24 protein-coding genes are annotated in these 24,353 nt (G+C 75.4%); 19 read left to right on the forward strand and 5 right to left on the reverse strand.

Going from position 1 to position 24,353, the window contains the following annotated elements:
• Window positions 1-592: 592 nt before the first annotated feature.
• On the forward strand, window positions 593-1,495 hold the full coding sequence (gene pucL / locus G1H19_RS14185) for a factor-independent urate hydroxylase (protein ID WP_152731482.1): 903 nt from the start codon (window positions 593-595) through the stop codon (window positions 1,493-1,495).
• An 81-nt stretch (window positions 1,496-1,576) separates the two neighbouring features.
• A complete protein-coding gene (locus G1H19_RS14190; protein WP_162393340.1) occupies window positions 1,577-2,071 on the forward strand; it encodes a phosphoribosyltransferase in 495 nt (164 codons plus the stop codon).
• A 30-nt stretch (window positions 2,072-2,101) separates the two neighbouring features.
• Here the strand turns inward: G1H19_RS14190 and G1H19_RS14195 are convergent, their stop codons facing one another.
• From G1H19_RS14195 to G1H19_RS14205, 3 genes are all read right to left on the reverse strand, one after another.
• The gene (locus G1H19_RS14195) at window positions 2,102-3,685 is read right to left on the reverse strand and encodes a methyl-accepting chemotaxis protein (RefSeq protein WP_162393341.1); all 1,584 of its coding nucleotides are present in this window, start codon (window positions 3,683-3,685) and stop codon (window positions 2,102-2,104) included.
• A gap of 78 nt (window positions 3,686-3,763) precedes the next feature.
• The gene (locus G1H19_RS14200; protein ID WP_162393342.1) at window positions 3,764-5,635 is read right to left on the reverse strand and encodes a putative bifunctional diguanylate cyclase/phosphodiesterase; all 1,872 of its coding nucleotides are present in this window, start codon (window positions 5,633-5,635) and stop codon (window positions 3,764-3,766) included.
• 177 nt (window positions 5,636-5,812) lie between these two features.
• A complete protein-coding gene (locus tag G1H19_RS14205; RefSeq protein WP_235928239.1) occupies window positions 5,813-6,937 on the reverse strand; it encodes a class I SAM-dependent methyltransferase in 1,125 nt (374 codons plus the stop codon).
• Between the two features lie 142 nt (window positions 6,938-7,079).
• On the opposite strand from G1H19_RS14205, the gene G1H19_RS14210 reads away from it, so the two are divergent.
• The 13 genes from G1H19_RS14210 to G1H19_RS14265 all read left to right on the forward strand — a co-directional run bounded on the left by G1H19_RS14210 (window position 7,080) and on the right by G1H19_RS14265 (window position 19,843).
• Window positions 7,080-7,892, forward strand: a complete 813-nt coding sequence (locus tag G1H19_RS14210) for an SDR family NAD(P)-dependent oxidoreductase (RefSeq protein ID WP_152731484.1) — start codon at window positions 7,080-7,082, stop codon at window positions 7,890-7,892.
• Window positions 7,893-7,947: 55 nt separating this feature from the next.
• Window positions 7,948-8,961: an NADP-dependent oxidoreductase gene (locus tag G1H19_RS14215; RefSeq protein ID WP_152731485.1), complete on the forward strand. Its 1,014-nt coding sequence runs from the start codon at window positions 7,948-7,950 to the stop codon at window positions 8,959-8,961.
• A gap of 87 nt (window positions 8,962-9,048) precedes the next feature.
• On the forward strand, window positions 9,049-9,324 hold the full coding sequence (locus G1H19_RS14220; RefSeq protein WP_235928241.1) for a HAMP domain-containing protein: 276 nt from the start codon (window positions 9,049-9,051) through the stop codon (window positions 9,322-9,324).
• A gap of 202 nt (window positions 9,325-9,526) precedes the next feature.
• Complete coding sequence (locus G1H19_RS14225; protein WP_152731487.1) at window positions 9,527-9,745, forward strand: hypothetical protein; 219 nt, start codon at window positions 9,527-9,529, stop codon at window positions 9,743-9,745.
• A gap of 138 nt (window positions 9,746-9,883) precedes the next feature.
• A complete protein-coding gene (locus tag G1H19_RS14230; protein WP_162393343.1) occupies window positions 9,884-10,573 on the forward strand; it encodes an alpha/beta hydrolase in 690 nt (229 codons plus the stop codon).
• A gap of 83 nt (window positions 10,574-10,656) precedes the next feature.
• Entirely contained in the window at window positions 10,657-11,007 is a 351-nt protein-coding gene (locus tag G1H19_RS23315; RefSeq protein ID WP_235910165.1) for a hypothetical protein, read from the forward strand.
• On the forward strand, window positions 11,004-12,278 hold the full coding sequence (locus tag G1H19_RS14235; protein WP_235928243.1) for an NAD(P)/FAD-dependent oxidoreductase: 1,275 nt from the start codon (window positions 11,004-11,006) through the stop codon (window positions 12,276-12,278). Before G1H19_RS23315 ends, G1H19_RS14235 begins: the two co-directional genes overlap by 4 nt.
• Window positions 12,275-13,135, forward strand: a complete 861-nt coding sequence (locus G1H19_RS14240; protein ID WP_202925985.1) for a DUF1365 domain-containing protein — start codon at window positions 12,275-12,277, stop codon at window positions 13,133-13,135. The genes G1H19_RS14235 and G1H19_RS14240 overlap by 4 nt, the downstream gene beginning before the upstream one ends.
• On the forward strand, window positions 13,132-14,418 hold the full coding sequence (locus G1H19_RS14245; protein WP_152731489.1) for an SAM-dependent methyltransferase: 1,287 nt from the start codon (window positions 13,132-13,134) through the stop codon (window positions 14,416-14,418). Before G1H19_RS14240 ends, G1H19_RS14245 begins: the two co-directional genes overlap by 4 nt.
• 397 nt (window positions 14,419-14,815) lie before the next feature.
• Window positions 14,816-15,868, forward strand: a complete 1,053-nt coding sequence (locus G1H19_RS14250; RefSeq protein WP_152731490.1) for a GAF and ANTAR domain-containing protein — start codon at window positions 14,816-14,818, stop codon at window positions 15,866-15,868.
• 586 nt (window positions 15,869-16,454) lie between these two features.
• Complete coding sequence (locus tag G1H19_RS14255) at window positions 16,455-17,441, forward strand: hypothetical protein (RefSeq protein WP_152731491.1); 987 nt, start codon at window positions 16,455-16,457, stop codon at window positions 17,439-17,441.
• Between the two features lie 90 nt (window positions 17,442-17,531).
• The gene (locus tag G1H19_RS24040) at window positions 17,532-19,109 is read left to right on the forward strand and encodes a hypothetical protein (protein WP_162393344.1); all 1,578 of its coding nucleotides are present in this window, start codon (window positions 17,532-17,534) and stop codon (window positions 19,107-19,109) included.
• Between the two features lie 290 nt (window positions 19,110-19,399).
• Window positions 19,400-19,843 carry a rhodanese-like domain-containing protein gene (locus G1H19_RS14265; protein WP_162393345.1) on the forward strand — a complete coding sequence of 148 codons (444 nt, stop codon included), beginning with the start codon at window positions 19,400-19,402 and terminating at the stop codon, window positions 19,841-19,843.
• Here the strand turns inward: G1H19_RS14265 and G1H19_RS14270 are convergent.
• Window positions 19,827-20,381, reverse strand: coding sequence for a GNAT family N-acetyltransferase (locus tag G1H19_RS14270; RefSeq protein ID WP_162393346.1), 555 nt, complete (start codon window positions 20,379-20,381; stop codon window positions 19,827-19,829). The two genes, G1H19_RS14265 and G1H19_RS14270, sit on opposite strands and share 17 nt — an antisense overlap.
• A 55-nt stretch (window positions 20,382-20,436) precedes the next feature.
• On the opposite strand from G1H19_RS14270, the gene G1H19_RS14275 reads away from it, so the two are divergent.
• Entirely contained in the window at window positions 20,437-20,958 is a 522-nt protein-coding gene (locus tag G1H19_RS14275; protein ID WP_235928245.1) for a PaaI family thioesterase, read from the forward strand.
• Window positions 20,959-20,974: 16 nt separating this feature from the next.
• Here G1H19_RS14275 and G1H19_RS14280 read toward each other — a convergent pair whose 3' ends face one another.
• Entirely contained in the window at window positions 20,975-21,631 is a 657-nt protein-coding gene (locus tag G1H19_RS14280; RefSeq protein ID WP_202925986.1) for a TetR family transcriptional regulator, read from the reverse strand.
• 100 nt (window positions 21,632-21,731) lie between these two features.
• Here G1H19_RS14280 and G1H19_RS14285 point away from each other — a divergent pair, with 100 nt between their 5' ends.
• Genes G1H19_RS14285 through G1H19_RS14295 form a run of 3 tightly spaced genes read left to right on the forward strand, consistent with a single transcriptional unit; the run spans window position 21,732 to window position 24,327 of the window.
• Window positions 21,732-22,973 carry a cytochrome P450 gene (locus G1H19_RS14285; protein ID WP_152731493.1) on the forward strand — a complete coding sequence of 414 codons (1,242 nt, stop codon included), beginning with the start codon at window positions 21,732-21,734 and terminating at the stop codon, window positions 22,971-22,973.
• Window positions 22,970-23,167 carry a ferredoxin gene (locus G1H19_RS14290; protein ID WP_162393347.1) on the forward strand — a complete coding sequence of 66 codons (198 nt, stop codon included), beginning with the start codon at window positions 22,970-22,972 and terminating at the stop codon, window positions 23,165-23,167. The genes G1H19_RS14285 and G1H19_RS14290 overlap by 4 nt, the downstream gene beginning before the upstream one ends.
• 26 nt (window positions 23,168-23,193) lie before the next feature.
• The gene (locus G1H19_RS14295) at window positions 23,194-24,327 is read left to right on the forward strand and encodes an NAD(P)/FAD-dependent oxidoreductase (RefSeq protein ID WP_268896001.1); all 1,134 of its coding nucleotides are present in this window, start codon (window positions 23,194-23,196) and stop codon (window positions 24,325-24,327) included.
• Window positions 24,328-24,353: the final 26 nt, after the last annotated feature.

Consider the following 24,353-nt stretch of genomic DNA (forward strand, 5'->3'; position numbering starts at 1 on the left):
GAAGCGCGCCGGGAGCAGGCGCCGGGAGCGGGTGCGTGAAGCGCGCCGGGAGCAGGCGCCGGGAGCGCACGCCGGGGGCAGGAGCAGGGGGCGGGTGCGTGGAGCGCGCCGACGCACCTGGCTGCACGCCGACCGCACCGCCATCCACGGACCCACGCTGCTCTTGCGGTGTTGTTGACGCTCTCGCGGCCCCTTACCACCGCAGGAGCGACGACAACACCGCAAGAGCGGCCCGGAAGCGCGGTCGGCAGAGGCGGTTTGCGGCGGGTGGCGAGCCAGCGCCCGCGTGGGTGACAGCACGGCGATCACCCGCCTTGCACCGACCGACCTGTGCTCCTGCGGTGTTGTTGACGCTCTTGCGGCCTTCCAGCACCGCTGGAGCGACGGCAACACCGCAAGAGCAGCGCCGGCGGCACAGCAGCACCGTCCTGCGCGGCCGGGGCGCGAGGGCGCGAGGGCGCCGGGGCGCCGGGGCGCCGGGGCGCCGGGGCGCCGGGGCGCCGGGGCGGGATGATGGCGGGGTCGGCGTCCGTCGGGGCCGGCAGGTTCCACGTGCAACACCGCGGCAACACCGATCGGAGAAGGTGCGCCCATGGCGATCGTGCTCGGACCCAACCAGTACGGGAAGGCCGAGGTGCGGGTGGTCGCGGTCGACCGCACCACCGCCCGGCACACCCTCGTGGACCTCAACGTGTCGTGCGCCCTGCGCGGGGACTTCGACGCGGCGTTCACCGACGGCGACAACAGCCACGTGCTGACCACGGACACGCAGAAGAACACCGTGTTCGCCTTCGCCCGGGACGGCATCGGGACGCCGGAGGAGTTCGGGCTGCGGCTGGCCCGGCACTTCGTGGGCACGTCCGAGTGGGTCACCGGCGCCCGGATCGCGGTCGAGTCCTACGGCTGGGACCGGCTGAGCGTCGGTGGCACGCCGCACGACCACGCCTTCCGCCGCTCCGGGGGCGAGGTGCGCACCGCGGTGGTCACCGTCGACGGCGAGGACGCGCACGTGGTGGCCGGGCTCAGCGACCTCGTCGTCCTGAAGTCGACGGGCTCGGAGTTCTGGGGCTACCCGGTCGACCGGTACACCACCCTGCCGGAGACCCGGGACCGCATCCTGGCCACCGCGGTCACCGCCCGCTGGCGCTACACGTCGGCGGAGCTGGACTTCGCCGGCGTCTACGACGGCGTCCGGACGACGATGCTGGAGACCTTCGCGAGCGTGCACTCCCTGGCGCTGCAGCAGACCCAGTTCGCGATGGGCACCGCGGTGCTGGAGCGGCACCCCGAGGTCGCCGAGGTGCGGATGTCGATGCCCAACCGGCACCACTTCCTGCAGGACCTGTCCGCGTTCGGGCTGGACAACACCCTGGACGGCCCCGGCGTGGTCTACCACGCCGACGACCGGCCCTACGGGCTGATCGAGGGCTCGGTACTGCGCGACGACGTGCCCGCCGCCGAGGTCGCCTGGCAGGGGACGCCGGGCTTCTGCTGACCCCACCGCCCGACCGCAGCGCCCGACCCCGGGCGCTCGAACCCCGGAGCCCGTCCCAGGCCGGTACGGCACCATGCACGCGTGAGCGACGAGCGCGAGACCCTGACCTACGAGCTGTTCGGCACCGCCGCGCGCGAGCTGGCGCAGCAGGTCGCCGACGACGGGTACGAGCCGGACCTGGTCCTGTCCATCGCCCGGGGCGGGCTGTTCCTCGGCGGTGCGCTGGGCTACGCGCTGTCGGTGAAGAACATCTTCGTGATGAACGTGGAGTTCTACACCGGCGTCGACCAGCGCCTCGAGCTGCCGGTGGTCCTCCCGCCCACGCTGGACCGGGTCGACCTGACCGGGGCCAACGTGCTGATCGCCGACGACGTCGCGGACACCGGCAAGACCCTGGAGCTGGTGCGCGACTTCTGCGCCGGCTACGTCGCCGAGGTCCGCTCGGCCGTGGTCTACGAGAAGCCGCGCTCGGTGGTGCGCTGCGACTACGTGTGGAAGCGCACCGACCAGTGGATCGACTTCCCCTGGTCGTCGCTGCCCCCGGTGGTCTCCCGGGCCGGCGCTGCCGGTCACTGACGCACCGACACACCCGGGACACCGGCGGCCTCAGCAGCGGAAGCTGGCGACCGCCGCGTTGAGCTCGGCGGCCATCCGGGTGACGGCGTCGATGCCCTGCTCGGCGTCGTGCATGCCCGCCGCGGTGGACTCCGAACCCCGGGCCACACCGGCGATGTTGGCCGCGATCTGCTCGGCGCCACCGGCTGCCTCGGCCACGTTGCGGTCCATCTCGGCGACCGTGGCGGTCTGCTCCTCGACGGCCGCGGCGATCGAGCCCTGCGCGTGGTTGATCCGGGCGATGATCGAGGCGATCTCGGCGATGGCCGCGACCGCGCCGTCGGTGTCGGCCCGGATGGCGTCCACCCGGGCGGTGATCACGGTGGTCGCGGCCGCGGTCTCCTGGGCCAGTTCCTTGACCTCGTTGGCGACGACGGCGAAGCCCTTGCCGGCCTCGCCGGCGCGGGCGGCCTCGATGGTGGCGTTCAGGGCCAGCAGGTTGGTCTGCTCGGCGATGGCGGTGATCGTCTTCACCACGCCGGCGATCTCCTGCGAGCTGTCGCCGAGGCGCGCGACGGTGGTCGTCGTCCGGTCGGCAGCGCGGACGGCCTCACCGGCGACCAGGGTGACCTCGGCGGCGTTCCGGGCGATCTCGCGGACGGCGATGCCCATCTCGGCCGACCCGGCGGCGACGGTCTGGATGTTGCGGGACACCTGCCCGGCGGCGTCGGCCACCACCGCGGTGCCGGTCGAGGCCTCGGCGGCGAGCCGGGAGACGCCGGCGCTGCCGGTGCCGAGCTGCGAGGTGGCCGCGGCGAGGGTGGTGGCGCTCGCGCCGATGGTCGAGACGAGCGAGCGCAGGCCGACCAGGGAGCGGTCGACGGCCGCGGCGATGTCACCCACCTCGTCCCGGCTGCGCACGCCGGTGGTGCCGCGCAGGTCGCCCTCGGCCAGGCGACCCACCACGGCGGCGACCCGGCGCAGCGGTCCGACGACCGAGCGGGTCACGGTCTCGCCGAGCGCGAGCAGCACCAGCACCGCGGCCACCGCGAGGACGACCAGCGTCCGGACGGCTCCGGTGCGCTCGGTGGCGTTGGCGGCCACCACGTCGGCGGCGTGCGTGGAGACGGCCTCGCCCACCACGGGCAGTGCCTCCTCCAGCGCCTCGAAGGCACCGAGGAACGACGGGTAGGCGGTACGGGCGGCGAGCACGTCGACACCGGCCTGCCGGGTGATGTCCTGCGCCGTGGTCAGGTAGCCCTCCACCGCGGGGGACACCTCGTCGACCGCAGCGGCGACGTCGGCACCCAGGCCGACCGCCGACACCCCGGCGAGGGTCTCGCGCAGGGTAGCGGAGTGGTCGGCGAGCTCGGTGACGGCCGCGTCGTACTGCGGGCCGGCACCGGCGAGCAGGGCCTGGAGGACGTCGGCGCGGACGGCGTCGTGCATCATGTCCGCCTCGAGAGCCAGCGCGATCGCCTCACTGCTGGCCAGCAGCACCGTCGAGCGCTCCCCCGCCTCGGTGAGCGCGTCCACGGCCACCAGGCTGAGGGCACCCATGCCGAGGGCGCCGGTCGCGACGATCGCTGCCAGCTTCACGCGCATCGGCCGGTCGGTCCACCACGTCTGCGCCACAGGAACTCCAGGACCACCCGGCCGGCCGGGCTCACGAGGAACGGTGCCGCGGATCGGGCACCTGCCTCCTCATCGGCATCAGCAGACCGAAGTGCAGTCCAAGCGAGTCGGCCTGTCATGGGCGTCGACGTCGAGGTCAGCGGTCCACCGCACGTCCGCGGCCGGTACCGCCCGGGCGAGGAGCCACCCCTGGGCGTACCGGCAGCCGAGCCGGCGGAGCACCGCCAGCTGCCCCGGCCGCTCCACCCCCTCGACGACGACCTCCATGCCGAGATCCCGGCCCAGCTGCAGCAGCGCCGCGACGAACCGCTCCGCGCCCGGGTCGGTGTCCAGGTCCCGGGTGAAGGAGCGGTCGATCTTGAAGGTGGCCAGCGGGATGTGGCGCAGGTGCCGCAGCGAGGAGTAACCGGTGCCGAAGTCGTCCAGCGACAGCGGCGTGCCGAGGGCCTGCAGCCGGGCGGTCACCACGGCGGCGGCGTCCAGGTCGGTCAGCAGCGCGTCCTCGGTGATCTCCAGCACCAGCTGGTCGGCCCGCACGCCGTGCCGGGCCAGGCAGCCGGCGACCAGGTCGGGGAAGGCGGGGTCGGTCAGGGAGTCCGGGGAGACGTTGACCCCCACCCGGGTGCCGGGGTGCCCGGGGTCCGCGGACCAGCGGGCCAGCTGGGCGCAGGCCGTGTCCATCAGGTGGGCGGTCAGCGCCGGCAGCAGGCCACTGCGGGCGGCCAGCGGGACGAAGACCTCCGGCGGCACCCACCGCCCGCCGAGCCGCCACCGGGCCAGCGACTCGAAGGAGCGCACGTCGGGCTCGCCGAGCTCGACGATGGCCTGGTAGTGCAGCTCCACGTCCCCCGCGGCGATCGCCCAGCGCAGCGCCCCCAGCAGCCGCAGCGCGGGGTCGGCCGGGAGCAGGTCGTGCACGCCGACCGGGCTCTCGACGGCGTGCTCGTCGGAGTACCGGGCCGCGTCCGGGCGGGCCAGCACGGCGTCCACGTCGGTCGGCGGGTGGTCGACCGGCAGCTCGACGACGCCCACGCTGCAGTGCACGGTGACGCTCGCCCCGTGGGCCTCGACCGGTGCTCGCAGGCAGTCCAGCACCCGCCCCGCGGCGGCGTGCGGGTCGCCGCCGTCCTCGATGAGGACGGCGAACGCGTCGTGGTCGAGCCGGGCGAGGGTGTCCCCGGCCCGCAGGGTGCCGGCCACGCGCCGCGCGACCTCGGCGTGCACCCGCTCGGCGGTGGCGTGGCCGTCCGCTCCGTCGACCACCGGGCCGTCGACCACCGGGGCGTCGACCACCGGGCCGTCCGGACCGTCGACCACCGTGACGCCGTCGACGTCCAGCAGCAGGACGCCGAGCGGGTGCCGCTGGCGACGTCGCACGGCCAGGGCGTGCTGCACCCGCTGGGAGAACAGCACCCGGTTGGGCAGGCCGGTCAGCGGGTCGTGGGTGGCCCGCCAGCAGAGGTCCGCCGCACCGTGGCGGGCCTCGGCCTCCCGCTGGTCGCCCTGCAGCACCTGCCCGAGCAGGGCGGCGAGCAGCTCCAGCAGCGGGGCGTGCCGCAGCAGGTCGTCCGCACCGACCATCGGGTCCTGCCCGTACAGGGAGCCGACCACCGAGCCGTCGGCGGCGCGCACGGGCGCCCCGGCGTAGGTGCCGACCACGAGCCCGAGGGCCAGCGCCCTGGCGGCGTACTCCGGCACCGCGGAGACATCGGGCGCGATCGGTGGGGTCTCACCGGCCACCATGCTGCGGCAGAAGGAGTCGGCCCAGGCGCGGCTGTCACCGGCGACCGCACCGTAGACGTCGTCCTCCACCGCCACGAACACCTGGCGGTCGCCGTCGTGCCGGGTGACCGCCCAGGAGGCCAGCGGGATCGTGCGCTTGAGCGTGGACACGACCGCCCGGCAGGCCTGCTCGAAGCTCATCAGCGACAGCCGAGCTGCCAGTTCCATGGGTCCCCTCTGCTCGAGGACGACGGTGCGGATCACCTGGTCATCGGCCGGGGCGCCGCCCCGGTACGGCCCGCCGGCGCTCATCGTGCGCACGATGGAGACCTGCGTCACTCCATCGAACGACATCCTGGGGATCCGCGGGGAGTGCGCCCCCGGTGCCCGGCCCGGCGGGTGCGCTCAGCGACGAGCCGACGCCGTCACCGTGAACTTCTGGTCCCGGGACACCTGGCGGGTGGGACCCACCAGCCTGGTGAGCGTCGGCCGGTACTGCAGGTGGGAGTTGTACACCGTCCACAGCTCACCGCCCGGCCGCAGCACCCGGGCCGCGGCGGTGAACAACCGCTCGGCGACGCCGTTGGTCACCGCCGTGCCCTGGTGGAAGGGCGGGTTGCACACCACGAGGTCGACCGAGGCGTCGGCCAGCCCGGACAGCGCGTCCTCCCGGACGACGTCCACCCGCCCGGCGAGCCCGTTGGCGGCCACCGTGGCCGACGCCGAGGCGACCGCGGCCGTCGACTGGTCGCTGGCCCGCACCCGCAGCCCCGGCCGGGACCGGACCAGCGCCGCAGCGAGAAGTCCGGTGCCGCAGCCGAGGTCCACGGCGGTGGCCGCCGCGGGCATCGCCCCGGGCAGCACCGCCAGCAGCGCCCGGGTGCCCAGGTCGAGCTTGGTGCCGGCGAAGGCAGCGCCGTGCGCGCACACCTGCAGGCCCAGCTCGCCGTCCGTGCGGCACTGCGGGAACGTCGGCCCGGGCGCCGGTACGCGGGGGCCCGCGGCGACCAGCACCCGTGACTTCTGCCGGGCGAGCGTGGCGTGGACGTCGGTGAACGCGTCACCCAGCACGTCGTTCATCGCCCGGGTCATGTGCTTGACCCGCCCGCCGACGAACAGGGTGACGTCGGGGGCGGCGTGGCCGGCGACGGCCTCGGCGATCTCGCGCAGCGCGGCCAGGCTCTTGGGTGCCTGCACCAGCACCACCCGGGCGCCGGTCAGCAGCTCCGGGCCCAGCGGATGCGACCGGTAGCTGCCGGCCAGCCCGGTGCGCTCGGCGTTGGCCGCGAGCGCCAGCTCACCCACCAGCAGGTCCTGGCCCACCCGCGGCGACCGGGCACCGTGCAGCGCCACCGCGCCGAGGGTCAGCGCGCCGTGCGAGTCGTCGATCACCGCGACGTCGTCAGGGTGCACGGCGACCGCGGCGGCTGCCTCGTCCAGCAGCAGCCGGTCGGTGGCGTCCACCGCGACCAGGTCGGGTGCCTCGACGTCGGGGGCTCGGCGCAGCTGGTCGAACAGGGTCTCGGACACCCGTCCACTGTCCACGACGCCCCCCGCCCACCGCCGGCGCCCTCGCTGAGCCCACCCAGGCCGCTCACCGGGCGCGGGCGGCGCCCCGGTGTGAAGGTGGTCGGGGCCCCGGCCCGCACCCACCGACACGAACGAGGAGCGCATGAGCACGCCTGAGGACGACACCGGTCGAGACGAGACCACCACCGGCGAGCTGACCGGCCGGGTGGCCCTGGTGACCGGCGGGGCCAGCGGCCTCGGCCGCGCCGTGGGCCTGATGCTCGCCGTCGCCGGCGCGCACGTCGTGCTCGGCGACGTCGACACCGCCGGCGCGCAGCGGACGGCGGCCGAGGTGGCCGAGGCCGGCGGCAGCGCGGAGGCCGTGGAGCTCGACGTCACCGACGACGAGGCGCGCCGCCGGGTCACCGCCGGGCTGTTCGACCGCTTCGGCGACCGCTTCGACCTGCTGGTCAACGTGGCCGGCATCGACCGGCCCGGCTACGCCACCGACATCGACCTTGCCGACTACCGCACCGTGCACGCGGTCAACTGCGAGGGCCCGGTCTTCCTCACCAGCGAGTTCCTCAAGCGCGCCCAGCACCGCCCGGCCGGCAGCATGTCCGACGTCGTGCAGGTCACCAGCCTGTCCGCGGTGACCTCCGGCAGCGGGGCGATCGCCTACAACAGCTCCAAGGCCGCGTTCCGCAGCGCCACCCGCTGCATCCAGCGCGAGCTGCGGGAGAAGGCCACCGTGACCTCCGACGGCGTCGAGGTGCCGTTCCCGGCGCGGGTGCACAGCATCGTGCCGGCGGCGATGGACACGCCGATGATGCACCGCTGGGGCATCCCGGCCCACCGGATGATGCCGCCGGCCGACGTCGCGCGGATGGTGCTGGTGATGGTGACGTCCCCGCCGTCCAGCTACGTGCCGGAGATGACGATCGTGCCGCGCAACGAGCCGGACTTCCCGCGATGACCGGGCCCGCGCCGCGCCGTCCCGCAGTGACCCCGCCCGCCCCGGAGGCAGCCCGATGAGCACCACGACCCGCGAGTGGCACCTGGCGGCACGGCCGCACGGCGAGCCGACCCCGGCGGACTTCCGGCTGGTCGAGACCGAGCTGGCCGACCCCGCAGACGGGCAGGTGCTGGTGCGCACCACCGCGATGTCGGTCGACCCGTACATGCGGGGCCGGATGAACGCCGGCCGCTCCTACGCCGCAGCCTGGGAGCTGGGCGAGCCGATGCAGGGCGGCGCGGTCGGCGAGGTGCTCCAGAGCCGGTCCGACCGCGTCCCGGTGGGCTCGCGGGTGCTGCACGGGCTGGGCTGGCGCGAGCACGCCGTCGTCGACGCGAGCCAGGTCGTGGTGCTGCCCGAGCTCGAGGGCATCCCGCTGACCTACCACCTGGGTGTGCTCGGGATGCCCGGGCTCACCGCATGGGCCGGGCTGTTCCGGCTGGCCGAGTTCCACGAGGGCGACGCCGTGTTCGTCTCCGGGGCCGCCGGCGCCGTGGGCAGCCTGGTCGGGCAGTTCGCCCGGCTGCGGGGTGCCTCGGCGGTGGTCGGCAGCGCCGGTACGCCGGAGAAGGTGCGCTGGCTGACCGAGGAGCTCGGCTTCACCGCCGCCTTCGACTACCACGACGGACCGGTGCGGACGTCGCTGGCGGCTGCGGCGCCCGACGGCATCGACGTCTTCTTCGACAACGTGGGCGGCGAGCACCTGGAGGCGGCGATCGGCGCGCTGCGCCTGCACGGCCGGGCCGCGCTGTGCGGGGCGATCTCCGGCTACAACACCACCGAGGCCCCGCCCGGACCGCGCAACATGATGCTGGTCGTGGGCCAGCAGCTGAGCCTGCGCGGGTTCATCGTGGGCAGCCACACCGACCTGCGCCCGGAGTTCCAGGAGGCCGTGGCCGGCTGGCTGCGCTCGGGCGAGCTGGTGGCGCGCGAGACCGTGGTCGAGGGCCTGGACCACGCGGTCACCGCCTTCCTGGACATGTTGCGCGGGGCCAACACCGGGAAGATGGTCGTCCGGGTCGGCGGGTGACGGGCGCGGCGCCGCGCCGGCTCCCGTCGACGTGAGCCGACGCCTCGCCCGGCCGGCTGCGGACGGTCGGGGCCCCTGCTCGTCGGGGTGCTCGTCGCCCGGGGCACCTCCCGCGGGCTCGGGCGGGTGCGCACCTCGCTGGAGCGGCTGGCCGACGGCGACCTGACCCACGACACCGGCATCGACCAGCGCGACGACGTCGGCCGGATGGCCGCCGCACTGGACAGCGCCCTGGGGTCGCTGCGCTCGGTGATGGCGTCGGTGGCGGCCAGGACCGCGCTGGGCAGCACGCAGGTCGCCGTCGACGAGCTCTCCCGGATGGCCGTGGACCTCCGCGGGTCGGTGGCGCGGTCCCGGTACTGAGGTGCCGGCGGGCGGCGACGTCGCCGCCCGCCGGACCCACCCGGCGCCGTCCGGGCGGGCGCGTGCCCGGCGGCGCACCGAGCGTCGATCCCGTGGGCATCGGCCCGGGACCGGCCGTTCCCCCTCCGGGAGTGGCCGTTCCGGGGCCGATGCTCCGGCGGACGGCGGGTTGGGAGGGTGGGGTTCGGGGAACGGGGCGGGCATGTGGCTCTTCTTCACCCGGCGGCTGCGCACGTGGCTGGTCCTGACCGTCGTCGTCCCGCTCGTCTCCAGCGTGCTGCGCTCGGCCGGACTCGCCGTCCAGCGCCGGGGCGGCCCGCCCGCGGTCAGCGGTGCCCTGCTCAAGGGCGGGGCGCTCGCCGAAGGGGCCCGCCGGCGCTTCGGCCCGCAGCCCCGGAAGAAGCGCTTCGGCCTCTTCTGACCCCCGCCCCCCGACCCCTGCCGCTCCAGCGACCGGGTGCTGCGACGGAGATCACATGCGCCCCCCGCCCACCGGGACGACGCTGGATCGCGAACGCCGGAGCGCCGCCCCGGTCGTGCGGCGCTGACTGGAGGAACCGTGGAGCACCCGAGACTGGAGACGCGCCCCGCCGAGGGCGAGACGCGCGGCATCGCCGTCTTCTGCCACGGCGGTACGGCGGCCAGCGTCTCCCCGCCCAAGGACAAGGCCCTGTCCCTGGTGCGCATGCGGGCCTTCGAGCAGTTCGTGCACCGCAGCGCCGCCGAGCGCGGCATCGCCACCTGCCTGGTCCGCTACCGCGTTGCCGGCTGGAACGGGGAGGCCGCCGACGCCTTCGCGGACGTCCGCTGGGCGATCGGGCAGATGCGGGCCGAGCACGGCGCCGACGTGCCGATCGTGCTGGTCGGCCACTCCATGGGCGGGCGCGCGGCGCTGCGGGCCGGCGGGGAGCCCTCGGTGACCGGGGTCTGCGCGCTGGCGCCGTGGACGCCACCGGGCGAGCCGGTCATGCACCTGCGCGACCAGACCGTCACGATCCTGCACGGCCGGGCCGACCGCTGGGTGCCGGCCAAGCTCTCCGCGGACTTCGCGGTGCGGGCCCGGCGCGCCGGCGCCCGCGTGGCCCGCTTCACCGTGGCCGGTGGACACGGCATGCTTCGCTCGGCGCACCAGTGGCACACCTTCGCCCGGGACGCGGTGCTCGCCGGCACCGGACTCGAACCGATGCGGGCCGATGTGTCGAACGCGCTGCGGCAGCCGAGCCCGGAGGGTCTCGCCGTCCCCCTGTAGGGGTGCGGCGGTACGCGCGGACCTGGGCTTCCGGGAGCCCAGAGCCCGTCCTGGGCAGAGTCCGCGCGAGGGAGCACACCGCCATGCCCGTCCTGTCCCGAGTGCTCGGCGTGGCCACCGCCGGGTTCGGTGTCCTCGAGTTCGCCCGGCCCGACCTGTACGGCACGGCGGCTGGACTGGGTCCGCCGTCGCGCGCACTGCGCACGCTGCACCACACGCTCGGGGTGCGCGACGTGGTGATCGGGGTGGGCATGACGCTCGCCCCTGCCGGCACGCCGCTGCGCACGGTCACCGCGGTCCGGGTGTTCTCCGACCTGACCGACGCGGTCGCCTTCGGGTTGAACGCCCCGGCCGACAAGCGCGCGAAGTCCCTCGCCGTCGCCCTGGGCTACGCCGGTCTCTGCGCGCTCTCGCTGCGGTGGGCCGACCGGTGACCCGGCCCACCGCCGCCGTCGTCGGCGCGGGGGTGTCCGGCCTGACCGCCGCCTACCTGCTGCAGAAGACGCACGACGTCACCCTGTTCGAGAGCGAGCCGCGCCTGGGCGGGCACGCGCACACCCACGACGTCGAGACCCCCGACGACCGGGTGGTGCCCATCGACACCGGCTTCATCGTGCACAACGAGCGCACCTACCCGAACCTGTTGCGGCTGTTCGCCGAGCTCGGGGTGGCCACCCAGCCCACCGAGATGAGCATGTCGATCAGCTGCGGCGGGTGCGGGCTGGAGTACGCCGGGGCGCGCGGGCTGCCCGGGGTCTTCGCGCAGAAGAAGCAGCTGGCCAACCCGCGGTACCTGAAGATGCTCACCGAGGTGACCCGCTTCCACGCGCAGGCCCGGCGCCTGCTGGCCGCCGCGGACGCCGGCACCGGCTTCGACGGCCTGACCCTCGGCGCGTTCCTGGCCCTGGGCGGGTACTCCGACTACTTCGTGCGGCACTTCATGGTGCCGGTGGTCAGCTGCGTGTGGTCCTCGGGCACCGGGCTCTCGCTGCAGTACCCGGCCGAGTACCTGTTCCGGTTCCTGGCCAACCACGGCATGCTCTCGGTCTCCGGCTCGCCCCAGTGGCGCACGGTCACCGGCGGCTCCCGGGCCTACGTGGAGAAGGCCGCCAAGGGCCTCACCGCGGTGCAGACCGGGGCCGGCGTCCGGTCGCTCACCCGGCACCCGGACGGCGTGCAGCTGGTCGACGGGGACGGCGAGCGGCACGAGGCCGACGTCGTCGTGGTGGCCACGCACCCGGACCAGGCGCTGCGCCTGCTGGGCGACCCGACCGACGCCGAGCGGGCCGCACTGGGCGCGTTCTCCTACTCGCGCAACGAGACGGTGCTGCACACCGACTCCACCGTGCTGCCGCGGGCGCAGGCCGCCCGGTCGTCGTGGAACTACCGGATGGGTGCCTGCGACCAGCAGGTCGAGGCCGTGCAGGTGACCTACTGGATGAACCGGCTGCACGCCATCGACGAGCCGCTGGACTACCTGGTCACGCTGAACGGCACCGACCGCGTGCCGGCCGGGTCGGTGCTGCGCCGGATGGTCTACGAGCACCCGCTGTACACCCCGGAGTCGGTGGCCGCGCAGCGGCTGCTGCCCGCGCTGAACACCGGCCGCACGGCCTTCGCCGGGGCCTACCACGGCTGGGGTTTCCACGAGGACGGCTGCGCCTCCGGCGTGCGGGCCGCCGAGTCGCTGGGCAGCGGCTGGTGACGCTGGTCTCACCCCCGTCACCCGCGCCTGCTCCCCCGGCCCAGGACTGGACGCCGTTCGGCACACCGGCGCTCTACGACGTCCGGATCGGGCACACCCGCACGCACCCGCTGCACAACACGTTCAGCTACCGCGGCTACCAGTGGCTGGTCGACCTGGACGCCCTGCCGCAGCTGCCTCGCGGGCTGCGCGGGCTGGCCCGGTTCGCGGCGAGCGACCACCTGGGCGACCCGTCGCGCTCGATCAAGCAGAACGTCGTCACGTTCGCCCGGCTGCGCGGGGTGGACGACGTCGTCCGGGTGCTGATGCTGGCCAACGCGCGCTCGGGCCGGTACGTGTTCAACCCGCTGTCCACGTACTGGTGCTACCGGGCCGACGGCTCGCTGAGCTGCATCGTCGCCGAGGTGCACAACACCTACGGCGAGCGGCACGCCTACCTGCTGAGCCCCGACGAGGCCGGCCGGGCGGAGGTGGACAAGGCCTTCTACGTGTCGCCGTTCGCAGGAGTCGACGGCCGGTACCTGATGCGCTTCTCCGCCCCCGCGGCCCAGCTGCGGGTGGCCATCGCGCTGCGCCAGGGCGACCGGACGCCGTTCACCGCGTGGATGCGCGGCACCGCCCGCCCGGCCACCACGGCCGCGGTGCTGCGCACCGTGCTGCGGTGGCCGTTCATGGCGCTGTGGGTCAGCACGCTCATCCGCTGGCAGGGGATCCGCCTCTGGGCACGACGGTTGCCGCTGGTCAGGCGGCCGCCACACCATCCGGTACCCGGGGTGGGCACGAACACCGGCGAGCACGCGGGCCCCGACGCCGCGGCCCAGCACACAGCGCACGCGGACGGCGAGGAGAGGTCATGACAACGGTGGAGCACAAGCCGACGGACGCCGACGACGCACGGTTCCCGGTGCCGCGCCCGGACGAGTGCGTCTGGCCGGGTCTCGCCGTCCCGCCGCACGACGCGTTCCGCGCCCGGATCGCCGAGGCGCTGTTCAAGAAGGCCGTCGCCACGCTTCCCGTGCGGGTGGTCTACCCCGACGGCACCGTGCTGGGCAGCGGCGACCGCTCGGCACCGGTGATGCGGATGGTCCGGCCGGCCACCGTCTACCACCGCCTGGGGGCCGACGCGAAGATCGGCTTCGGCGAGGCCTACATGACCGGCGACTGGACGACGGGGCTGGACACCGACCTCGCCGACCTGCTGGCGCCCTTCGCCGCCCGGATGTCGCACCTGGTGCACCCGCTCCTGCAGCGGCTGCGGCACGTCGCCGAGCGCACCCAGCCGATCGGGGAGGAGAACACCAAGGAGAACAGCCGGCACAACATCAGCCGGCACTACGACCTCTCCAACGAGCTGTTCGAGGCCTTCCTCGACGAGACGATGACCTACTCGTCCGGCTGGTTCGAGCCCGGCGACGACCTGCTCGCCGCCCAGGTGCGCAAGATCGACGGCGTCCTGGACATGGCGCGGGTGCGCGAGGGCATGCACGTGCTGGAGATCGGCTCGGGCTGGGGTGCCCTGGCGATCCGGGCCGCCCGTGACCGCGGCGCCCGGGTCACCACGCTGACCCTGTCCACCGAGCAGCAGGCGCTGGCCCGCCGCCGCGCCGAGGACGCCGGCGTGGGCCACCTGGTGGAGGTGCGGCTGCAGGACTACCGGGACGCCCGCGGGCAGTACGACGCCGTCGTCTCGGTGGAGATGATCGAGGCGGTCGGCGAGAAGTTCTGGGCCACCTACTTCACCGCGCTGGACACGCTGCTGAAGCCGGGCGGCCGGGTCGGCCTGCAGTCGATCACCATGCCGCACGACCGGATGATGGCCAGCCGGCGCGCGTACACGTGGATCCACAAGTACGTCTTCCCGGGCGGGATCATCCCCTCGATCCGGTCGATCGAGCAGAACCTGGACGCGCACACCCGGCTCTCCATCGTCGAGCGGCGCGACCTGGGGCCGCACTACGCCCGCACGCTGCAGCTCTGGCGCGAGCGGTTCGGAGCCAACTGGGACTCCCTGGACGGCTCGTTCGACGAGACCTTCCAGCGGATGTGGGAGTTCTACCTGGCCTACTGCGAGGCCGGGTTCCGGGTGGGCTACCTGGGGGTCAGCCAGCTCGGTCTGGCGCGCCACCCGTTCCCGGCCTGAGCCGGCAGCACCTGCTCCACCGACGGCCGTCCGGGACCTCCCCGGGCGGCCGTCGGCGCGTCCGTTGCCCCGCCCCCGGGTGATGCCCCGTCAGGGTGCACCCTCGGGGGCCGGATCCGTGGTCCACGCGGTCGTGACAGCGTGGACGGCTGGTTCCGGTGCCCCGGTCTCCGCCTCGAGCTGCAGCACGTCCGTGGGCAGGGCGCGGCGGGTATCAGGCCGTCGAGCACCGTCACCAGGAACCGGGCCCGCTGATCCACTGCGCCCGGGGGGAACGCGGCCGCGGGTCGCGGCACCCGACGGAGTCTGGGATCGTCGGGGGTGCCGGCAAGCCACGCCGGCGTGGACGGGGCCCGGGCGTGCAGCGCTCTCGCCTCCACCCGCGAGGGTCCATCTCATGCCGATCACCGCCCAGTCGTCGTCGTCCCTGGCCGAGGGAGCGCGGGCAAGCGGCCTGTCCGCCGAGGCGCTGTACCGGGCCCAGCTCGCCCTCACCGGCGACCTGACACCCACCCAGGTCCAGGCCATGCTCGACGACGACCTCCCCGACGTCACCGATCACGACCGCAGCGCTGTGGAAGCCGCGGTCAACGACGCCCGCATCGACCGCGAAGCGGTGCGCCAGCTGCGAGCAGGTCCTGACCTGTCCCCGGCAGCGGGCGCGTCACGGAGGAAGACGGCACGGAGTGCACGGCCGGGCGACCATGTGTCCATGACAGAGGGACCCGCGTCCACCCCACGCCCGGGCGCCGACGCGGACGACGTGCTGCCCCAGCTGGCCGACCTGGCCCGCTCCCTGCAGGGCACCCCCGGGGTGCAGGGCCGGCTGGAGACCGCGGTGCGCGCCGCCCTGGTCACGATCCCCGGTGCCGAGCAAGCCAGCGTGAGCGCCGTCCGCGACCACCGCGAGGTGCACACCCTGGCCGCCACCGGCCCAGCGGCACGCGAGCTGGACCAGTCGCAGTACGACACCGGGCAGGGCCCGTGCCTGGACACCCTGTTCGGCCGGCACACCGTCCGGCTCGAGGACCTGGCCGCGGAGTCCCGGTGGCCGGCGTTCACCGCCCGTGCCCGACAGCTGGGGGTGGGCAGCATGCTGAGCGTGCAGCTGTTCGTCGACGGCCAGCACGGGGAACTGGGAGCGCTGACCGTCAGCAGCAGCGCGCCGCGGGCGTTCACCGGCGACTCCGAGCTGGTCGCGCTGGCGGTGGCCGCGCACGCCGCGGTGGCGGTGGCCGAAGCGCTCAGCGACGAGCACCTGCGCGCCGCGGTGGTCACCCGGGACGTGATCGGCATGGCCAAGGGCGTGCTCGTCGAGCGGTACAAGGTGACGCCCGACCAGGCGTTCGCGTTGCTGGCAGCGGCCAGCCAGCGCACCAACCGCAAGCTGCACACCGTCGCCGACGAACTCGTCACCACCGGAGCCCTCCCCACCGGACCAGGCACCTGAGCTCCCTGGAGCCCGCGTGGGGAGACCGCTCCGCCGGCCGAGCCGTGATCACCCAGCCGACACGACCGGCCGGGATCGGCCGGGCGCGGCGACAGCACCGGCTCGGCGTCGGACTCCGGCAGCTGCTGGTCGGTCATGGCGGCGCCGGTCCGCGGATCGTCGAGGGCTGTGGTGCCCTCGGTGGGGCCGCGAGCGATGTGCACGGGCATGGTGGCCCTGGTGGTCCTCGTCGTCGCCGGACTGTCGGTGGCCGTCCCGCAGCTCGTCCAGACGGTCCCCCGGCCCCACCGATCGCCGGCTCGACGACCTCGCCAGCTGACACCCGGCGCTCGCCCCCGGCCGGGGCTGCCCTGGCTCCCGCCTCACGGCACTCGCGGCCAGCGTGACAGCACCGGAGGTCACCCCGCGTGACCGCCGGTGTAGTTGAACAAGCACATCGGGTGACGCGGGATGCCGGCGATCCGGGGCACAGTGGGTCTCGTTCCGGCGAGACCGACTGGCCGAGGGGGTGCGTGCGGTGTCCGATCACGGCCGCCTGCCTCCCTGCGAGACCGCTCCCGGCCCGCGTCGGCCGGCACTGGCCCGGATGGCGGGCCGCGCCCTGGTCGTCGCCGGGCTCGGTGCCGGCCTGTGGCTGGCCGGCCAGGGCGTGGCCGACGCCACGGAGCCGGTTCCGGCCCCCTCGCTCGGCCAGACCCTCGCCGGGCTGACCGGCCCGGTCACGTCGGCAGTCACGCCGCTGACCAGGGCGGTCGGTTCCGTGACCGCGCCGGTGACCGAGGCGGTCGCGCCGGTGGTGGGCGGCGTCGTCGCCCCCGTGGTCACGCCCGTCGCGCAGGAGGCGGCACCGGTCGTCCAGGCCGCGGCGCCTGTCGTGACCCCCGTGGTGCAGGCTGCCGCACCCGTCGTAGGGCCCGTCGTACGCACCGCCGCGCCCGTCCTGACGCCGGTGGTCCAGGCAGCTGCGCCGGTCCTCGCGCCCGTGGTCCAGGCCGCAGCACCCGTGGTCCAGGCCGCCGCGCCCATCCTGGCGCCCGTGGTCAGGGCCGCCGCCCCCGTCCTCGCGCCCGTGGTCCAGGCCGCCGCGCCCGTGCTGGCACCGGTCGTCCCGGTCGGCGCGGTGTCGGCCGGGACCGCGCCGGTGATCACGGCGCCCGCCCTGCCGCTCCTGCCCGCGCCGGACGCGACCGGGGTGCTGCTGCCCGGTACCGGCGCCGCCACCACGGACGCCGGTGACGTGCCCGACCCCCGCATCGTCGCCGGCCCGGCCGACGCCGTCCGTGGATCCGTGCTGGACCGCGTCCCCGCCGCCGGCGCGGGCACGCCCACCCCGATCGACGCCCCTGCTCCCGGCGCCCCCGCTCCGCTGCCCGTGCCGCTGCCGCTGCCCGCCGGTGCGCCGGCCGGTGGCTGCGGCGGCGCGGCCGGGCCCACGCAGCACCCGGACCGCGTGTCCGGCGACCTGGCCGCCGCCTCCGGCGCGGCGGCCGTGCTGGCGCTGTCGGCGGTCGCCGACACCGCCCGGGACGCGGTGGCCACCCCGGCCACCGACCCCTCCTTCGCACCCGACTGAGACCGCCGCCGTCAGCCCCGCGCTGACCCCGGCACACCCCACCGGCCCCGTCCGGGACCGGTCCCTCAGTCACCTCGAAGGACACCTCTCATGAACGTGTGGATCACACGCGGCCTGCAGACCGGCCTGCTCACCGCAGGCCTGCTCGCCGCCGGCGCCGGCATCGCCTCCGCCGACACCCCCGCCCCCTCGCACACCACCACCGCCGGGCTGTTCGCCGGCAGCCTCGACGTCCACGGCCTGGACGTGGACGTCACCGCCCCGATCACCGTCGCCGGCAACGGCGTCGGCCTGCTCGGCACCGGCACCGGCAGTGCGCCGGCCGGCACCCCCACCAGCGGGGACGACGGCGGCATCGACGTCGCCGTGCCGGTGACCATCGCCGGCAACGGCATCGGCCTGCTGGGCGAGGGCACCGGCGCCGCCCCGGGCAGCACGCCCACCGGCGGTACCTCCGCCGCCGCCGTCGACGGCGGCGGCATCGACCTGAGCGTTCCGCTGACCGTGGCCGGCAACGGCACCGGTGTCCTGGGTGAGGGCACCGGTGGCGCCCCGGCCGGCATCCCCACCAGCACCGGCTCCGGCAGCGGCACGGGGATCGACCTGGCCGTGCCGGTGACCGTCGTCGGCAACGGCATCGGCGTGCTCGGTGAGGGCACCGGCACCGCGCCGGCAGGCACGCCGGCGACCGGCGGGGCCGTGGCCGGCCCCGGCGGCGGCATCGACGTCGCCGTGCCGGTCACCGTCTGCGGCACCGGTGTCGGCGTCCTCGGCGAGGGCACCTGCACCGCACCGGCTCCGGCCACCGGCGGCACCAACGGCGGCCTCGACGTGACCGTCCCGGTCATCGTCGCCGGCAACGGCGTCGGCGTCCTGGGCAGTGGCGCCGGGACGGGCTCCGCCCCGGCCACCGGCACCGCGCCCACCACCGGCACGACACCCGCCACCGGCACGACGCCCACCTCCGGCGGCATCGCCGTCACCGTGCCCGTCCTGATCGGCGGCAACGGCATCGGCGTCATCGGCACCGGCACCGGCACCGGCACCGGCAGTGCTCCGGCCAGCGGGACGACGCCCTCCACCGGCGGCGGTCTCGTGGTCACCGTGCCCGTCACGGCCTGCGGCACCGGCATCGGCCTGCTCGGCAACGCCACCGGCACCTGCACCACCCCCGGCAACGGCACCGGCACCACGCCGGGCAGCGGCAGCACGCCCGGCAGCACCACCCCGGGCACCGGCACCACCCCCGGCGGCACGGTCACCGTCCCGGTGACCGTCTGCGGCACCGGCATCGGCCTGCTCGGCGACGCCACCGGCACCTGCACCGCCCCCGGCACCACGCCCACCACCCCCACCAACCCGACCACCCCGAGCACCCCGGAGACCCCCACCACCCCGACGACCCCGACCTACCCGCTGCTGCCCGCGACCGTCGCCACCACCCCGGCGGCAGCACCACTCACCCCGGCGACCGGCACCAGCCCGGCCGCCACCGTCCGGACCACCGTCGCCCCCCGCGCCGACGCCAGCCCGGAGACCACCACCGCCGCCACCGACGGCCGGCTGGCCTACACCGGCACCAGCACCCTCCCAGTGCTGCTCGCCGGCCTGCTCGCCCTCGCCCTCGGCCTGGCCATCACCACCGGCACCCGCCGCCGGCAGCAGTAACCGCGAGCACCGCACACCGACGGCCCGGCCACCCCCACGGGTGGCCGGACCACCGGCGTGCCGCCGGGCCGGCACCGCGACCCAGCGACCCGGACCCGTGCCGAGCGGGACCCGGACCCGTGCCGAGCCGGACCCGGACCTGGACCCGTGAACCGGACGAGGACCCGGACCCGTGGACGGCACCGGACCCGAGCCCACCGCGCGAGCCGCCGTACCTCGGCCGGATCGACGCGGTCGGCGGCAGTCCGGCACCTGGTGCGCCCACCGCCTGGCACCGGAGCATCACCTCCGTGACCACCGACTGGGCCGAGCCCGCCGACGCCGTCGCCCACCTGCGCCGGCGGCTGTCCACGGAGACCGACGTGAGCGACGTGCACGCGGCGCTGGAGTCCGGCGTCCCCGGGTTCGTGCTGCTGGACAGCCGGAGTGCGGAGTCCTGGGCGCAGGGGCACGTGCCCGGCGCCGTGCACCTGCCCGGCGCCCGGATCACCACCGAGGCAGCCGGCCTGCTGGACCCCGGCGTCCCGGTGGTCACCTACTGCTGGGGACCGGGCTGCAACGGCGCGACCCGGGCCGCACTGGCGCTCGCCCTGCTGGGCTTCCGGGTGCGGGAGATGCTCGGCGGCTTCGAGTACTGGGCGCGCGAGGGTCTGCCGGTGCAGACCGCGGCCGGCGTGCAGCGCGGCTCCGTCGACCTGCTCACCGCGCCCGCCGGGCTCAGCTGCGGCTGCTGATCGGCGCCGGCGGGTCGTCCGACAGCCTCGACCAGAGCAGCTCGTCGTGCCTGACGCCGTCGCCGTAGCGGTGGGATCGGCGCAGCCGGCCCTCCAGCGTGAAGCCGGCCCGCGCCGCCACCCGGCCCGAGGGCTCGTTCTCCACCGCGTGGAACAGCTGGACCCGGTCGACGGCGAGGGTCGCGAAGCCCCAGCCGCACACCACGTCGACGGCGCGGACGGCGACCTGCCGGCCACGGGCCGCCGGGACGACCCAGTAGCCCATCTCGGCGTCGGCCTGGTCCCGGTCGATCGCGTGCAGCGACACCGACCCGAGCAGCAGCCCGGCCTCGTCGGTGACGGCGAACGACGCGTGGTCGCCGGCGCTCCAGTCCGCACGCCGGGCCACAAGCGCCGCGGTGTCCTCCCGGGAGCCCGCGCCGCTGCCGTTCCACAGCCGGATGTCCGGGTCGGCCAGGGCCGCGTGCACGGCGTCGACGTCGTCCGGGGTCCAGGGGCGCAGCAGCAGCCCGGGCGCGCGCAGGGTCACCGGCTCCACGGACGACGATGATGCCGCCCACCGCAGCGGCGCGCGAGTGCCCTACCGTCGGGTCGTGAGCAACGCCGAGCCGGTCCGCGAGCGCACCACGACCTGGGGCGACCCGATGGTCACCGCCCTGGCCACCCGCACCCGTGCCGGGCTGGAGCTGCTGCAGGCCGTCGCCGCCGGCGAGCTGCCGGCCACCCCGATCGGCCGCACGCTGGGCTTCGAGCTGGAGTCGGCCGAGCCCGGCCGGGTGGTGTTCACCCTGGTGCCGGCCGAGTTCCACTACAACCCGATCGGCTCGGTGCACGGCGGCGTCTACGCCACCCTGCTGGACTCGGCCACCGGCTGCGCGGTGCACTCCCGGCTGCCCGCCGGGGTCGGCTACACCAGCCTGGACCTGACGGTGAAGTTCCTCCGGGCGATGACCGTGGACACCGGCCGGGTGCGGTGCACCGGCACGGTGACCCACCTGGGCCGCCGGGTGGCGCTGGCCGAGGCGACGCTGCACGACTCCGCCGACCGGCTGCTGGCCACCGCGACCAGCAGCATCCTGATCGTGCAGCCGGAGCCCGGCACCGCCGTCGGCTGACACCGCCGCCCGGCGGTCAGCGGGCGAGGGCGTCCCGGACGGCGGGCAGCGGGCGGGCCACCATCTCCGCGGCCTCGGCCCGGTCGAGGCCGAAGGCGCGCAGCAGCCGTTCGGCCAGGTCGTCCGACAACGACGCGGCGTCCGCCTGCGGGTCGGACTCGAGCAGGGCCAGCAGGCCCAGCAGCGCGCCCCCGGTGGTCGCCAGGGCGAGCGACACGTCGGTGACGTCGAACCGGCCCGCCCGCACGGCCCCGGCGACGTCCCGGCGGGCGAACTGCATCAGCCCGTGGTCGACGAGCAGATAGCTCGTGCCGCCGCGCAGCACCACCCGGGCCAGCTCCGGCTCCTCCCGCGCGAGGCGCCCGATCAGCCGCAGGCCGACGCAGAACACCTCGGCCGGGTCGTCGCCCTCGCTGGTGGCCTGGTCGATCAGGTCGCCCTGCAGCTCGAGCACCTCCAGGATGGCGACCTTCCAGAGCTCGTCCTTGTCACGGAAGTGGTTGTAGAAGGACCCGAAGCCGACGTCGGCCTGCTCGGTGATCTGCTGGATGCTCACCTCGGTGAGGCCCGCGGCCAGCAGCTGCTGGGCCGCCCGCACGAGCGCCGCCCGGGTCTGGGCCTTGCGCCGCTCGCCGCGGGACACGCGCCCGTCCTCTCCGACCTCCGACGTCACGGCCCGAGGCTAACCACCGCACCGCCCGTCACTCCCCGGCGCCCCGAGTCACCCGCCCGGGGTGTGACAGGGGGCGCATCTGACGCTATGGTCATCACTGATGAGATCATCAGTTAGTGGTCTGGAGCACGCTCCCACACCCACGTACGACGAGGACCTGTACCGGCGTGCCGCGCTGCTGGACCCGTACCCGCACTACGCCCGGCTGCGAGCGCTCGGGCCGGTCGTCCGGCTCCCCCGGCACCGGGCATTCGCCGTCTCCCGGCACGCGGAGTGCAAGCAGGTCCTGCTGGACGACGAGACCTTCCGGTCCGGGGCGGGTGTCGCGATGAACCCGGTCATCAACCGGATGAGCCGCGGCACGACGCTCAACAGCGACGGCAAGGAACACCAGGACCGTCGCGACCTGGTGGCCCACCGCCTCACCCCCCGCGCCCTGCGCGCGATGGAGGAGGTCGTGGACGAGAAGGCCGCCGCGGTCGTCGACGCTGCGCTCTCCCGTCGGCACGTCGACGCCGTGGACGACCTGGCCCGGGCGCTCCCTGTGGCCGTGGTGCCCGACCTGGTGGGCTGGCCGCTCGAGGGGCGTGACCAGCTGCTGCGCTGGGCCGCCGCGACCTTCGACGTGCTGGGCCCGGCCAACCGACGGGCGGTGCGCGCGGTCCCGGCCGCCCTGGCGATGACCCGGTTCACCAAGCGCGTCTCCCGCACCCGGACGCTGCTGCCGGACAGCATGGGCGCCGACCTGCTGCGCGCGGTCGACGAGGGCCGGATCGGCCCCTCGGAGTGCCCGGCGCTGCTCATCGACTACGTGGCGCCGTCGCTGGACACCACGATCAGTGCGATATCCAGCGCCGTGCGGCTGCTGGCCGAGCACCGTGACCAGTGGGCGCTGCTCAAGGACGACCCCTCGTTGGTCAAGGCGGCGGTGAACGAGGTCGTGCGGTTCACCTCCCCCATCCGGGCCTTCTCCCGCCGGGTGCACGGCAACGGCGTCACGCTGGCCGGCACGCCGCTGCCGGCCGGGTCGCGGGTGCTCGTGCTCTACGCGTCGGCCAACCGCGACGAGCGCGTCTTCCCCTCCCCGGACACCTTCGACATCACCCGCGACACCAGCCAGCAGCTCGGCTTCGGCCACGGTGCGCACGGCTGCGCCGGCCAGGGTCTGGCGCGCATGGAGACCGCGGCGATCCTGCGCCAGCTGCTCGCCAAGGTCGAGCGCATCGAGCTGCGCGGCACCCCCACCTGGGGCCTGAACAACGTCGTCCGCACGCACAGCAGCGTGCCGGTCGAGCTCGTCCCCGCCGCCTCCGCGGCACCCGACACCAGGAGAGAGCCGTGAAGATCATCGTCGACCGGGCCCGCTGCGAGGGCCACGGGCTCTGCGAGGACGTCGCCCCCGACCTCTTCAGCCTCGACGACGACGGCGAGCTGGTGGTCGCCCACGAGGGCGACGAGCTGCCCGAGCAGTCCGAGACCGCGGCCCGGGCCGCCGTGTCCAGCTGCCCGGTGGCCGCGCTCCGGGCCACCCCGTGAGCCAGGCAGGGCCCCGTGTCGTGGTGGTGGGCGAGTCGGTGGCGGGCGCGACGACCGTCCGGCGGCTCCGCGCGCTGGGCCACACCGGCCCGCTGACCCTCGTCGGTGCCGAGCCCGGCGGGGGACCGAACCGGCCCCCGCTGTCCAAGCACGTGCTGGACGGCGCCCAGCACGACGACACCCTGGGCCACGCGCTGGACGGCCTGGACATCGAGCTGGTCCGAGTCGCCGCCACCGGCCTGGACCCGGCCGCGCGGACGCTCTGCCTCGCCGACGGCCGGGCGCTGGCCTACGACGCGCTGGTGCTGGCGACGGGCGCCGAGCCGCGCCGGCTCGCCGGCCCCGGCCAGCGCGGCGAGCTCGTGCTGCGCACCCTCCCGGACGCGCAGGCGCTGCGCGCCCGCCTCGACACCGCGCGCAGCGCGCTGGTCGTCGGGTCGGGGGTGCTCGGCATGGAGGTCGCCAGCGCCTGCGCCCGTCGCGGCGTCCCGGTCACCGTGGTCGACCGGCAGCCGCCCCTGGAGCGGGTGCTGGGCGGGTACCTCTCCGGGCTGCTCACCGCGCGGGCCGAGGCCGCGGGCATCGAGGTCCTGGTGGTGGACGGCGACGTCGCCCTGGTCGGCGACCCGGTCAGCGGGCTGCGGCTGCCCGACGGCACCGTGCTCTCCGCCGACGTGGTGGTCACCTGCGCCGGCGACACCCCGTGCACCAACTGGCTCGCCGGCACCGAGCTGGCCGGCCCGCACGGCGTGCACGTCGACGAGCAGTGCCGCACCGCCGTGCCCGGCATCTGGGCCGTCGGCGACGTCGCCTGCCTCGACACCCCCTGCTCGGGCCGCACACCGTTCTGGTCCCAGGCCGTCGCCATGGCCGGGGTGGCCGCCGCCTCGGTGCTGGGCCTGCCGCCGTCCGGGCCGCCCACCGACGACTACTTCTGGACCTCGGTGGCCGGCACCTCCGTCAAGGCGGTCGGTCCGCTGCCGGTCCACGGCCCCCCGGACGACGTCGAGGGCGACCCCGACACCGGCAACGCGCTGCTGACCTGGCGGCACGACGGCGGCCCCGACACCGTCGTCGCCCACGGCCGTCCCATCACCGCCGGCCGGCTGCGGGCCCGCTCGCGGGCCGGTGCGCGCAGCTCGGTCCCGGCACCGGCATGACCTGGCAGCCCAGTCCCCGGATCCCC

The sequence above is a fragment of the Goekera deserti genome (genome assembly GCF_010685995.1).
Lineage (GTDB): Bacteria > Actinomycetota > Actinomycetes > Mycobacteriales > Geodermatophilaceae > Goekera > Goekera deserti.

What these genes read in the sequence shown, in the direction of transcription:
- pucL (WP_152731482.1), top strand. Translation starts at nt 593, where the DNA reads ATGGCGATCGTGCTCGGACCCAACCAGTACGGGAAGGCCGAGGTGCGG.
- G1H19_RS14200 (WP_162393342.1), bottom strand. Translation starts at nt 5,635, where the DNA reads ATGGAACTGGCAGCTCGGCTGTCGCTGATGAGCTTCGAGCAGGCCTGC.
- G1H19_RS14210 (WP_152731484.1), top strand. Translation starts at nt 7,080, where the DNA reads ATGAGCACGCCTGAGGACGACACCGGTCGAGACGAGACCACCACCGGC.
- G1H19_RS14215 (WP_152731485.1), top strand. Translation starts at nt 7,948, where the DNA reads ATGAGCACCACGACCCGCGAGTGGCACCTGGCGGCACGGCCGCACGGC.
- G1H19_RS14225 (WP_152731487.1), top strand. Translation starts at nt 9,527, where the DNA reads ATGTGGCTCTTCTTCACCCGGCGGCTGCGCACGTGGCTGGTCCTGACC.
- G1H19_RS23315 (WP_235910165.1), top strand. Translation starts at nt 10,657, where the DNA reads ATGCCCGTCCTGTCCCGAGTGCTCGGCGTGGCCACCGCCGGGTTCGGT.
- G1H19_RS14245 (WP_152731489.1), top strand. Translation starts at nt 13,132, where the DNA reads ATGACAACGGTGGAGCACAAGCCGACGGACGCCGACGACGCACGGTTC.
- G1H19_RS14250 (WP_152731490.1), top strand. Translation starts at nt 14,816, where the DNA reads ATGCCGATCACCGCCCAGTCGTCGTCGTCCCTGGCCGAGGGAGCGCGG.
- G1H19_RS14255 (WP_152731491.1), top strand. Translation starts at nt 16,455, where the DNA reads ATGGCGGGCCGCGCCCTGGTCGTCGCCGGGCTCGGTGCCGGCCTGTGG.
- G1H19_RS24040 (WP_162393344.1), top strand. Translation starts at nt 17,532, where the DNA reads ATGAACGTGTGGATCACACGCGGCCTGCAGACCGGCCTGCTCACCGCA.
- G1H19_RS14285 (WP_152731493.1), top strand. Translation starts at nt 21,732, where the DNA reads ATGAGATCATCAGTTAGTGGTCTGGAGCACGCTCCCACACCCACGTAC.